A 12,328-nucleotide genomic window follows, 5' to 3' on the forward strand; every position below is an offset into this window, starting at 1 on the left:
AATTCTAAACAAAAATATGTATTAAGCAATTGTTTTTTTTCAATTAAAACATCTGTTTTTACTAACTTTTTTGATCGCTATATCACTATATTTGGCAAAAATATACCTATGAGAAAAATTACTTTATTGTTATTGCTAACTGTAATTGGCAGTACTTCTTATGCTCAAAAAGCAGATACGAACAAGAAAAAAGTCAAGATTACAATTCCAAAGTCGGATTTTTTCAAGAATATTAAGACTTATAACATTATAATTCAAGGAGATGATTCGTGGAATGCAACTTATATTGATAAAAACACCCAGACTTATGAGAACAATGTTGTAAAAAACAGCATTGAAGATTACTCTAAAAAAGACGTTGCAAATCCTGACGTTCGAGTTTTAATGGGATACAGAGGAGCTACTTATAAAAAAGCAGATAATGGTACTTACCTTTTAGATGGTGATTTTAAATATTTGATTTTAGGAAAAAATAATGAAATCATTTACGAAAAAGGTGCTAATGCTAAAATGTATTCTGGTACTTACGTAAACGGAAAACCATATCAAAGCCTTGCTAGTGATTTGAATAATATTGGATACAAATATCTTGCAGACAATAATATCCTGGCAACTGAAAAAGAATTTTCTTTAAACTACGGATTGTTTGAAAAGGCCGAAGAGTTTCCTGAACTTATGGAATTTAATACTAAAACCGATGATTTTTTAAACAAAATTGCAAGTAATTCTTTAGATCAATCTTACCTTACTGATCTTGAGAAATTCTATTTGGGTTATGTTGGTAAAGAGTACAAAAAACTAAAACCAAAAGATTACAATAAAGTAATTTACCTTAACCTATCTTTAACACAACTCTTTCTTTTTAATTTTGACAAAGCTTTAGAATACCTTGAAACTGCCAAACAAGGAGCAGGTATGATGAGTATGTGGCCAGACGAAGCTACAGCAAACATTACAAGTTTGATGGCGGTAAACCAAAAGAGTTTTTCTGCTAAAGTTGCAAACCCAACATTCGATTCTGCTTATTATATTTATTTAAACGGAAGTGTATCTCAAAACGGAAAAACACTTACTGGAAAAATGAAAACTGATCGTTTTTCTAATCTTTCCGAAGGTAGCATTATGCAATCAAATAATCCTACGCAAGCAAAAGTATGGGTTTATAAAGATAATGCAGAAGTTGATTTTGTTGTAGTTGATGACAAAACAACTATTACGACAGATAAAGGATTAGAATTGAAATTTATTAAATATAATAATGTTTTTATTTTAGTAGAAAAAACAGTTGATTCATGCTATAAAAAATACGAATCAAGTTCACATGAGATTTACTGTGAGAAAGATGGTAAATTTGATTTAAAAAAATAAAGTCTTTATTAATAGAAATTCAAAAAGAGATTTGGCTAAGGCTGAATCTCTTTTTTTTATGCGTAAAACCTTCACGTATTAAAAAAACTAAAACCTCTAATATGAGCCCCGATGGAAGTGGAAATCCTTTTGTGCTGGGGTTTGGCACAAAAGATTGCAACGTAGAGCGGGACGAATGTTATTTATAAAACAAATTGTTTGTGCTCCTGAAATAAAATTGTGGCTTTGTTTTTGAATAAGTAGTATTTTTGAAACTTATATATAACACTAATAATGAAAAAGATTTTAATTCTATCTCTTCTATTGTCTCTTAGCTCTCAAGCTCAGGTAAAAGAAACTTTAGCTCAAAAACTGGCAAAATTATCCACTCAGCTTTCGGGAGTTGGTGGCGTTGATATTGCGTCTGGATTAAAGGAGGCTTTAAACAAAGGAATTACGCAGCAAGTGAGTAAATTGACCGCTGTGGATGGTTTTTATAAAAATGAAGCCGTAAAAATTTTAATGCCTGAGGAATTACAAAAAGTTGACGCTACCTTGCGTAAAATAGGTTTAGGTTCTCTTGCCGACGAAGGCATAAAAGTAATGAATCGTGCTGCTGAAGATGCGGTAAAAGAAGCGACTCCGATATTTGTTTCGGCTGTAAAAAATATGTCATTTACAGATGCTAAAAATATTTTGTTAGGCAATGAAAGTGCTGCCACTACTTATTTACAAAAGGGTACTAATACCGCTTTGTACGCCAAGTTTAATCCGGTGATTAAAAGTTCTTTTGAAAAAGTGGGTGCTGATGTGGTGTGGAAAAATATCATTAATAAATACAACACAATCCCGTTCGTGAAGAAAGTAAATCCTGATTTAACTGATTATACAACGAATCAGGCTTTGGCAGGTGTTTTTAAAATGATTGCTGTTGAAGAAAAAGATATCCGCACGAATATTAATGCCAGAACTACCCCTTTACTACAAAAAGTATTTGCTATGCAGGATAAAAAATAATTTTCCTTAAGGCTCAAAGGCACAAAGCAGCCTTTGTAACTTTGAACCTTTTAGCCTTTAACTAAACAAAAAAACTAAACCTTGAAATGCAAAAAATAACCATTCTGATTCACTGTAAAGACCAAAAAGGAATCATCGCGGCAGTGACTACTTTTATTGCTAAAGTAGAAGGAAATATTACCTACATCGATCAGCATGTTGATGTAGAGCAAAATGTATTTTTTATGCGATTGGAATGTGAACTGACTAATCATAACATAACAATTGAAAACCTAAAAACTGATTTTGACAGAACGATCGCAACCGACTTTAATATGTCATGGGATTTGTACAATCAGGAACAGAAACCAAAAATGGCTTTGTTTGTCTCGAAATACGATCATTGTCTGTTTGATATTTTAGGACGTTACAGCGCTGGGGAACTGAATGTTGAAATTCCGGTAATTATAAGCAATCATAACGATTTAAGATCGATTGCGGAACGATTTGATATTCCGTTTCATTGTGTGCCTTTTACAAAAGATAATAAGGAAGAAGGCCAAGCGAAACAAATTGAATTATTGCAGCGGTACCAAATCAACTTTATTGTTTTGGCGCGTTATATGCAAATTATCACTCCAAATTTGATTGCGCTTTACGAGAATAGAATCATCAATATTCACCATTCGTTTTTGCCTGCTTTTCCGGGTGCGAAACCGTATCATTCGGCTTTTAAGCGTGGTGTGAAGATCATTGGTGCAACAAGTCATTATGTTACGGCTGAATTAGACGAAGGGCCAATTATCGAGCAGGATATTGCAAGGGTTTCACATATACATTCGGTTGATGATTTTATTATGAAAGGGCGTGACCTGGAGCGTATTGTTCTGGCGCGTGCTATAAAATTGCATGCCGAACGTAAGACAATGGTTTATAGCAATAAGACGGTGGTTTTTTCTTAGTAAATAAGTTTCTAAGACACTAAGATTCTAAGTTTTTTTTTAAAACGCAAAGTACGCCAAGAGTTACGCAAAGGTCGCTAAGTTTTTTTATGCTTGGTGTTTGATGAGTTTATTAAAGGTCGCAAAGCTTTGTGTATAATTATTGGCCCGTGGATTAGACTGATTTAACGGATTTTCACTATTTTTTTTTGAATCTACCTTATTAATAAACTGAACTGAAGTCCAGTTTACATAAAAAAATATTTATTTATATCAAATAACAAAACCCGACAGGGTCTAAAACCTGTCGGGTCTACTATTTAATATCAAAGATAACATTTGTCCCTTTGTCCCTTTGTTACTTTGTTACTTTGAACCTTCAAAAAAATTACCTCACTTCGATTAGTAATCTTGGGTCAGAAAAATTATTTACTTCATCCATTGTCAGGCCTAAAGCGTTTGCTACACCTGCTCCGTATGCCGGATCGGCTTTGTAGCAGTTTCTGATGTGGCGCACCTGAATGAATCTTTGTGCTCCTCCTACTTGTGCTGCAGTATTTTTGAATAATAATTGTTTTTTCTCCTCGGTTAATAAACGGAATAATAAACCTGGCTGGGTGAAATAGTCATTATCATCGTCTCTGAAATTATGTGCATACGCATCACCATGAAGTTTTAATGGCGGTTCTTTGAATTCTGGTTGTTCCTGCCATTCTCCAAAACTATTTGGTTCGTAGTGTTTACGGCTTCCGTTATTTCCGTCTACACGCATTGCTCCGTCTCTATGGAAAGTATTATAAGGACATCTTGATGAGTTTACCGGAATTTGGTAATTGTTTACTCCTAAACGGTAACGGTGTGCATCTCCGTAAGAGAATAAACGGGCTTGTAACATTTTGTCCGGTGAGAAACTAATTCCAGGTGGTACGTGCGCCGGATTAAAAGCGGCTTGTTCTACCTCAGCAAAATAGTTTTCAGGGTTTTTATTCAATTCGAATTCTCCAACGGGAATTAGAGGAAAATCTCCTTTTAACCAAACCTTAGTCAAATCGAAAGGATGAAAACGATAATTAGCAGCCTGATCCTCTGTCATGATCTGAACGAACATTTTCCATTTTGGGAAGTTTCCTTCTTCAATAGCATCGAATAAATCTCTTTGGTGGCTTTCTCTGTCGTTACCTACTAATAATGCTGCTTCTTCATCAGATAAATTTTCGATTCCTTGTTGTGATACAAAGTGAAATTTCACATAATGTCTTTCGTTTTGAGCATTTAGGAAACTAAAAGTATGACTTCCGAATCCGTGCATTTGTCGGTAGGATCTGGGAATTCCACGATCACTCATTACAATGGTAACCTGATGTAAAGCTTCGGGTAATAAAGTCCAAAAATCCCAATTGTTATCAGCACTTCTTAAATTGGTTTTTGGATCACGTTTTACTGCGTGATTTAAGTCTGGAAACTTCATTGGGTCACGGAAAAAGAAAACCGGTGTATTATTACCTACCAAATCCCAATTTCCTTCGTTGGTATAAAATTTCATGGCAAAACCACGAATGTCTCTTTCGGCGTCAGCAGCACCTCTTTCACCTGCAACGGTTGAAAAACGTACAAACATTTCTGTTTTTTTACCAATTTGCGAAAACAAATCTGCTCTTGTATATTTTGTAATATCATGAGTTACAGTAAAAGTCCCATAAGCTCCAGAACCTTTGGCATGCATTCTTCTTTCCGGAATTACCTCGCGGTCAAAATGAGCCATTTTTTCTAAAAACCAAAAATCTTGTAATAAAACGGGTCCACGAGGGCCAGCAGTTTGTATGTTTTGATTGTCCGGAACGGGAGTTCCTGTTGCAGTTGTTAATTTTTTGTTTGAATCCATAATGCTGATATTTAATATTTTATCAAATATACGAAGATATCTTTATGACATTCATAAACAAAATTGATTGTTATTATATTTTAATAATCAAAAGTTATTTAGCACTACAGAAAGCTCAGAATCCAGTATTAAAAAATCTTAACGTATGTCCAACAAAGTAATAACAAAACCTTAACAGCTAAACATTCATATATGTTAGATCTTTGTAGTGTAATAAACTGGTTATTTATTATTTTGGTTTTGGTTAGTTAAATGATGCCGGCGTCTTCGAGATGCCGGCATTCTTTTTTTATATCAATTCTTATCTTTTTTGTTTCAGGTTTAAAGCTTCCATTTCCGATATTCTGTAGTTAGCTTCACATAAAAACTAAAGTTTTATTTCTGCAAAACTATATGCAAAATGAAAACTTGGACATTAACTTATATTCAACAAAGTAATAACAAGACCTTAACAGCATAAGATTGATATAAGTCGGATCTTTGTAATGTAATAAACTGGTTATTTATTATTTTGGTTTTGGTTAGTTAAATAGTGCCGGCGTCTTCGAGATGCCGGCATTCTTTTTTTATGTCAAGTTTTTATTTCACGTTTAAAGTTTCGCAAGGATTTACTTTGAGTATAATTTTACCACAGAGTTTCACCGAGTTTTTATTTTTAATAAGCTGTCGAGTTCACAAAGGCATGGAGTTATTTTTTGCGCATAGCTTTGTGAAACTCTGTGAAATCTTTGTGCTGCTCTGTGGTAAAAAAAACAATCCAAAAACTTGAAACCTAAACCTTCCTCCTTCTCCATTTTGGATACAACTTCACGAGATTTAGATACTTTAAAAAAGTAATACTCACTGATCTTTGCCTTATCATTTTCAAACTAAAATTTAAAAACGAAATTATGAATGCTATCAATAGAATTAAATTAGGAAATCAGGGACTTATTGTTCCTAACATTGGTTTAGGCTGTATGGGAATGACCCAAATCGCAGGAGCCGATATTTATGGCAAAGCAGACGAAAAAGAAGCGATCGCTACCATTCACCGTTCGCTTGAATTGGGAGGAAACTTTTTGGACACTGCAGATTTATACGGACCATTACACAACGAAAGATTAATTGCAAAAGCCATAAAGGAGAATCGTAATGCTTATAGTATTGCTACTAAATTTGGTTATGAAATTGACGATAATGAGCAACTAACCTGGAAATTTAACGGCACAAAAGATTACGTTAAAAAAGCGGTAGAACGTTCTCTAAAAAACTTAGGCACAGATTATATCGATTTGTATTACCTGCACAGACTGGATCCTAATACTCCAATTGAAGAAACGGTTACTGCAATGTCTGAATTGGTCAAAGAAGGAAAAGTGGGTTATATAGGATTATCGGAGGTTTCATCAGATACCATTAGAAGAGCACACAAAATTCACCCTTTAACTGCTGTTCAAACTGAATATTCTTTGTTTGAAAGAAGTGTTGAAGAGTCCGGTATTTTAGATACACTGAACGAATTAGAAATTGGATTTGTAGCTTATTCTCCACTCGGAAGAGGTTTTATTTCAGGTGATATTAAAAGTCCCGATGACTTTCCTGAGAATGATTTCAGAAAAGCTATTCCGCGTTTTCAGGGAGAACAATTTAAGAAAAATATTGAATTGGTCAATGAAATACAGAAATTAGCCAACGAAAAACAAATTACAGCTTCGCAATTAGCGCTATCATGGATTGCTTCAAAAAATATTCTATCAATTCCTGGAACCAAGCGTGTAAAATATGTTGAACAAAATATTGCTGCTGCTCAAATGATTCTAACTACAGATGAAATAGATCGCTTAGAAAAAATTATTCCTCTTGGTACTATTACCGGTGCAAGATATGATGAGGCCAATATGGCTGGCATCGATCAATAAAAACTTTGACTTCGCCTCAGCCTGACAATGATCGTCTGCTGAGCGAAGTTTTAGATTTACCAATAACAATCAAAGCAAATCATTAAAAGAAACTTATCTTTACAGTAGCTTTTACTAACTGCATATTTCTTTAAATATTCTATATATTTCATCATGAAAAAAGAAGCCCACATTCCGTATACAATTCGCTCTATTTCAGAAATGCATTCCTTATTAAAGATTCCAAAACCGGAACATCCCTTAATAAGTTTTGTTGATTTAAGTCAGATAAGCTGCCATTTTGATGACAATCTTAAAAGTGTTGTCTACGAATTTTATACCGTTTGCATTAAAAAAGGCTTTACTGGAAAAATGAGATATGGACAAAATTACTATGATTTTGATGAAGGGGTCATGACTTTTATGTCACCGGGACAAGTTATTTCTACAGAAGTTTCAGTTGACACATCCGTTTATGGAGCGATGTTAGTCATTCATCCTGATTTTATTCAGAATTATGCTTTGGCCAAAAACATTAAAGATTATGGTTACTTTTCTTATGCTGTAAGTGAAGCTTTGCATCTTTCAGAAAAAGAACAAGTGATGATTACCGGAATAATGAAAAATATCGAAAATGAATATTGCTCATCTATTGATGCTTTTAGTCAGGATGTGATGGTTTCACATATCGAATTATTGCTTAATTATTGTAACAGATTCTACAACCGCCAGTTTATCACTAGAAAATCTGCCAACAATACGCTTTTAACCAAATTAGAAATATTGTTATCTGATTATTTTGAAAGTGATAAAGTACAGCAATTCGGATTACCAACTGTGGCTTACATTTCAGAAGAATTGAATGTTTCTGCTAATTATTTAAGTGATATGTTACGTTCTTTAACGGGGCAAAGCACACAACATCATATTCATAATAAGATCATCGAAAAAGCAAAAGAATTACTTACCACTACTTCTTTAAGTGTGAGCGAAATGGCTTATCAATTGGGTTTTGAATATCCGCAATCGTTCAATAAATTGTTTAAAAGTAAAACCAATGTTTCTCCTTTAGAATTTAGAAGTTCATTTAATTAACTTTTTAGTCTTTCATGCAGTATCTTAAAATAAGGAAATGCCTTTAATAATCGGCTGCCATGCCAGGAGAACATTTCGCCGTCTACAAAGATCGTTTTGGCGTGATGTGTAAAGCGTCCAATTTCAAAAGCATCTTCTTCTTTAAAAGGATAGGGTTCTGATGAAAGAAAAACAATATCCGGATCGCCTTCGATACGCATTTTTTTGAGTTCGATTTCAGGGTATCTTCCTTTGTCTTCGTAGATGTTGGTGAAATGATTTAGTTTTAATAATTCATTGATGTAAGTATCTTTTCCTGCCACCATAAAAGGGTTCTTCCAGATAAAATAGGCTGCTTTTTGTACCGGAATATCTGCCATATATTTTTTGAAATCGCTTAAAGCGAAAGTCAGTTTGTCATTCCATTTTTGAGATTCGGTTCTGCAATTAAAGAGCTGGCCGAAATCTGAAATCATCTGAAAGTTATCTTCTATAGTAACAATATTTGTTACCCAAACCGGACAAATAGTGCTTAATTGCTCGACAATTTCGGGCGTGTTTTCTTCTTTATTGCAAATGATAATATCGGGCTGCAATAATTTTATCTTCTCAAAATGAATTTTCTTGGTTCCGCCAACAATCTTCTTAGTCGATTTTAAATGATACGGATGTAGACAAAACTTGGTAATGCCGATGATCTTTTCTTCTAAACCCAGATCGCATAATAATTCGGTTTGAGAAGGTACCAAAGAAATAATTCTTTTTGGGGTTTTCTCAAAAGAATGTGAAGTACCGAGCTGATCTGTGAGTTGTTTCATGTTTTTGTTATCTCAGGTTTAAAGTTCTTGGATGGTGTTTTTCTACCACAGAGTTTCGCAAAGCCTTGTTTTATAACTTCGTGGATCTTTGTGAAAAACTTTGTGTAACTCTGTGGTAAATTATGTTCAAAGTAAAACTTTAAACCTGAGACTTTAAACTAATAATGCTTTCCATTTCCTGTTGAACCGCTAAAGCCTCTTCCCTTGCCTTTTCTGCAAAATCAGTTCCTTTTGAGGCGTAGATAATCGCTCTTGCCGAATTGACTAATAAGCCAATTTTATCATTCATTCCGTATTTGCATACTTCTGATAAACTTCCACCCTGAGCGCCAATTCCCGGAACCAGTAAGAAACTATCCGGAACAATTTTTCTGATATCGGCAAAATACTCTGCTTTTGTAGCGCCAACCACATACATTAGGTTGTGGCTATTTTTCCACGTTTTAGAAGTTTCTAAAACTTGTTTGTATAATTCTTGTCCGTTTGTAGTTAAGGTCTGGAAATCAAAAGCACCTTGGTTTGAAGTTAGGGCTAACATGATCGTATGTTTGTTTTCGAAAGCCAAGAATGGCTCAACGGAATCTTTCCCCATATAAGGCGCAACGGTTACACTATCAAAATTCAAATCTTCAAAAAAAGCTTTTGCATACATGCTCGAAGTATTCCCGATATCACCACGTTTTGCATCGGCAATGGTGAAAATTTCAGGGAAATTATCGTTGATATAATTGATCGTTTTTTGCAAAGATATCCATCCTTTTATCCCGTATGCTTCAAAAAAAGCGGTATTAGGTTTATAACCAACTGTAAGATCGTGAGTAGCATCGATTATAGCTTTATTGAATTCGAAAATAGGATCTTCGGTTTCTAATAAATGAGGTGGGATTTTGGTCAGATCAGGATCTAATCCAACGCATAAAAATGATTTTTTTAAAAGAATTTGTTCGTGTAGTTGTTGTGTTGTCATTCTTGTTTTTTTAGTTCTTCTAATGCATCAAAAGTGATTCTTTTTTAGAAGTATGCAAAAATAAAAAAAGCCATTCAATTACGAATGGCTTTTTGGCTTTATATTCAGTTTAGGCTTATAAATTACCTAAGTATACAATTTCTGTTCTTCTGTTTTGTGCTCTTCCAGAAGCAGTTTTGTTAGACGCAACTGGTTTTGAAGCTCCAAATCCTTGTGAAGTTAGACTATCCGGATTTACTCCTTTTGCAATTAATGCATCCATAACCACTTTTGCTCGCTCCTCAGATAATTTCTGATTTGCTTTTGCATTCCCTACATTGTCTGTATGTCCGTTGATTGCAAATTTAGCGTTTGGATAGTTTTTCAAAATCTCTTTAATAGCATCTAATCTTCCTGAAGTTACTCCTTTTTTAGCATCGCTTAATGTTGCTTTTCCGGTAACGAAAAAGATCGATTTAGCTTCTACTTTTAGTTTCTCTAAAGTTGCTTTAGTCACTTTAGGACAGCCTTTGTTTTCAGCCGGGCCAGGAATTAAAGGACAATCATCAACATTATCCGAAACTCCGTCTTTGTCAGCATCCAGAACCGGACAGCCTTTATTTTCTGCTAAACCTGCAACGGTTGGGCACGCATCGTCTTTGTCTAAAACACCGTCTGCGTCAGTATCCGGCCATGGACATCCTTTATTTTCTACCGGACCAGCAATTGTTGGGCAAGCATCTACATTATCTAATAGTGTATCGCCATCAGTATCTTTCCAAGGGCAGCCTTTATTTTCTGCCGGGCCTTTTACATCCGGACAAGCATCATCTTTATCAAAAACGCCATCTTTATCTGCATCTGGCCAAGGACAACCTTTGTTTTCTGCCGGACCTGTTACTTTTCTGCAAGCATCTTCTTTGTCGATCACTCCGTCTTCGTCTGTGTCTTTGAATTTCTTTTCATAAACCGGAATTTTTATCCCAAGATGAAAATCAGCTGCTTTTGATTCTTTCGAAACTAAATTAGTCAGGATAGACCCCGAACCAATAAAGAATGCTCCCACTCGTAATCCTGAACCTACCTGCATTCCGCTGTATTCCATATATGTCATTGGTACATAAAAACTAAACCATCTGCTTTCGTAACGAGGTGTAAGCGTTACACGATCAGCAATTCCGTAACCATTTACTTTATTGGCAGATACCATATTGATATCTCCGTTAAGATTCAAATAGAATTTTCTGTGTATATTCCAGTCTACATCAGCATGAAGCGCTGTTGGCAAATTGGTTTTCATCCCTTTTTTTGAAGATGTTTTGGTATAATGTTCGTTAAGGAAATCGTAGAAATTATCTGCATCATCAATCATTTCCTGTGTGATGGTACCATTTACATTATAAGTATCCTGTCTTGCATTTTTGTAATTGATTGATCCAATATCAGTAACCGATAACCCGAAACGTACTTTGTATTTATTTAAATCTCTAAAATTATTATCTGCCGGTTTTGCTCTGCTCAAATCATACTGATCATAATCCGGTCTCCATTCGTAAACCAATCCAAAATCAAAACCAAATCCGTTTGCATTCGAATCAAATTTATAATCTTCGTTGGCTTCAAAATCCTGGCTTGTTCCCACAGAAATTTCTCCGCTTGAAACAAGAGTTCCCTGCTCAGGATTTACTGTATTTTCATTATAAGCAACATTTACATTGTTCCCTTTTACGTATCCGTTTACGCCACCTTGCAAATATTTGGCGGTTAAACCTCCTTTTAAAAAGTGTTGGTCTTTTTGGTATAAAACTGCCGCATACGAAAGTCCTAGTTCTGCCCAGGTATTCGAAGCGCCATTGGCATTTCCTGCATTAAAATTAAAATCATTTGCCTGATCCAGACCGTCTTTTACCTGATCAACAAGATTTCCGTTTATATTTCTTACGTTGCTCACAGATCTTGCTCTTGTAAATACTGCAATAGTATGTTTTGGCGCAATATTAAACATGAAAGAAGGTCCCATAATATCGAAATTAGCCAGACCGTTATTGGCACCTCTTGGAGTCATTTTAGACTCTTTGTCAAAATCGTATCCTTTTTTATAGGTATCAAAAATGTTTACTCCGTACAAATCATTGGCTACTGATCCGCTAACAGAAAATATATTAATATCTGTTTTAAAACGAGAATCGGCAATAGAAGCCGGGTTGAAAAGTACACTCTGAATACCTGCATAATTATCATGCGTATACCCTAAATAAGACTGGGCTCTGGCCGAAAAAGTAATGGTAATAAGTAATAAACTAAGTAAAGTTTTTTTCATTAAAATTTGGTTTTTTAGATAAATTCGGAGGCAAAACTACACTTTTAGAATTACAAACGTGTTACCGCAACATTGAATTCATATAACATCTTCAACAAATTATGTAAGAAAAGCCAATTGCTTC

The 12,328-nt window shown here is 34.6% G+C and carries 9 protein-coding genes; 5 read left to right on the forward strand and 4 right to left on the reverse strand.

Features of this window, described 5'->3' with window-relative positions; translation table 11 throughout:
• Positions 1–108 precede the first annotated feature (108 nt).
• The 3 genes from GIY83_RS13430 to purU all read left to right on the forward strand — a co-directional run bounded on the left by GIY83_RS13430 (position 109) and on the right by purU (position 3,305).
• Positions 109–1,368, forward strand: coding sequence for a hypothetical protein (locus GIY83_RS13430; RefSeq protein WP_208681807.1), 1,260 nt, complete (start codon positions 109–111; stop codon positions 1,366–1,368).
• 273 nt (positions 1,369–1,641) lie between these two features.
• Entirely contained in the window at positions 1,642–2,364 is a 723-nt protein-coding gene (locus GIY83_RS13435) for a DUF4197 domain-containing protein (RefSeq protein ID WP_194615304.1), read from the forward strand.
• Positions 2,365–2,450: 86 nt separating this feature from the next.
• Positions 2,451–3,305, forward strand: coding sequence for a formyltetrahydrofolate deformylase (gene purU, locus GIY83_RS13440; RefSeq protein ID WP_194615303.1), 855 nt, complete (start codon positions 2,451–2,453; stop codon positions 3,303–3,305).
• Between the two features lie 367 nt (positions 3,306–3,672).
• On the opposite strand, the gene GIY83_RS13445 is transcribed toward purU, so the two are convergent.
• The gene (locus GIY83_RS13445) at positions 3,673–5,166 is read right to left on the reverse strand and encodes a catalase (RefSeq protein ID WP_208681809.1); all 1,494 of its coding nucleotides are present in this window, start codon (positions 5,164–5,166) and stop codon (positions 3,673–3,675) included.
• A gap of 890 nt (positions 5,167–6,056) precedes the next feature.
• On the opposite strand from GIY83_RS13445, the gene GIY83_RS13450 reads away from it, so the two are divergent.
• Positions 6,057–7,067, forward strand: coding sequence for an aldo/keto reductase (locus GIY83_RS13450; protein ID WP_208681812.1), 1,011 nt, complete (start codon positions 6,057–6,059; stop codon positions 7,065–7,067).
• Positions 7,068–7,220: 153 nt separating this feature from the next.
• Positions 7,221–8,141 carry an AraC family transcriptional regulator gene (locus tag GIY83_RS13455; protein WP_194615300.1) on the forward strand — a complete coding sequence of 307 codons (921 nt, stop codon included), beginning with the start codon at positions 7,221–7,223 and terminating at the stop codon, positions 8,139–8,141.
• On the opposite strand, the gene GIY83_RS13460 is transcribed toward GIY83_RS13455, so the two are convergent.
• The 3 genes from GIY83_RS13460 to GIY83_RS13470 form a co-directional block, all read right to left on the reverse strand.
• Entirely contained in the window at positions 8,138–8,938 is an 801-nt protein-coding gene (locus GIY83_RS13460) for an ABC transporter substrate-binding protein (RefSeq protein WP_208681814.1), read from the reverse strand. The genes GIY83_RS13455 and GIY83_RS13460 overlap by 4 nt on opposite strands.
• 139 nt (positions 8,939–9,077) lie before the next feature.
• Positions 9,078–9,905, reverse strand: coding sequence for an orotidine-5'-phosphate decarboxylase (gene pyrF, locus GIY83_RS13465; protein WP_208681816.1), 828 nt, complete (start codon positions 9,903–9,905; stop codon positions 9,078–9,080).
• 115 nt (positions 9,906–10,020) lie between these two features.
• Positions 10,021–12,204 (reverse strand): DUF5723 family protein, encoded by a 2,184-nt coding sequence (locus GIY83_RS13470; protein WP_208681818.1) that lies wholly within the window; start codon positions 12,202–12,204, stop codon positions 10,021–10,023.
• Positions 12,205–12,328: the final 124 nt, after the last annotated feature.

Origin of the sequence: Flavobacterium sp. SLB02, from assembly GCF_009664855.1 — a bacterium.
In the GTDB taxonomy this organism is placed as follows: domain Bacteria; phylum Bacteroidota; class Bacteroidia; order Flavobacteriales; family Flavobacteriaceae; genus Flavobacterium.

What these genes read in the sequence shown, in the direction of transcription:
- GIY83_RS13430 (WP_208681807.1), top strand. Translation starts at nt 109, where the DNA reads ATGAGAAAAATTACTTTATTGTTATTGCTAACTGTAATTGGCAGTACT.
- GIY83_RS13435 (WP_194615304.1), top strand. Translation starts at nt 1,642, where the DNA reads ATGAAAAAGATTTTAATTCTATCTCTTCTATTGTCTCTTAGCTCTCAA.
- purU (WP_194615303.1), top strand. Translation starts at nt 2,451, where the DNA reads ATGCAAAAAATAACCATTCTGATTCACTGTAAAGACCAAAAAGGAATC.
- GIY83_RS13445 (WP_208681809.1), bottom strand. Translation starts at nt 5,166, where the DNA reads ATGGATTCAAACAAAAAATTAACAACTGCAACAGGAACTCCCGTTCCG.
- GIY83_RS13450 (WP_208681812.1), top strand. Translation starts at nt 6,057, where the DNA reads ATGAATGCTATCAATAGAATTAAATTAGGAAATCAGGGACTTATTGTT.
- GIY83_RS13455 (WP_194615300.1), top strand. Translation starts at nt 7,221, where the DNA reads ATGAAAAAAGAAGCCCACATTCCGTATACAATTCGCTCTATTTCAGAA.
- GIY83_RS13460 (WP_208681814.1), bottom strand. Translation starts at nt 8,938, where the DNA reads ATGAAACAACTCACAGATCAGCTCGGTACTTCACATTCTTTTGAGAAA.
- pyrF (WP_208681816.1), bottom strand. Translation starts at nt 9,905, where the DNA reads ATGACAACACAACAACTACACGAACAAATTCTTTTAAAAAAATCATTT.
- GIY83_RS13470 (WP_208681818.1), bottom strand. Translation starts at nt 12,204, where the DNA reads ATGAAAAAAACTTTACTTAGTTTATTACTTATTACCATTACTTTTTCG.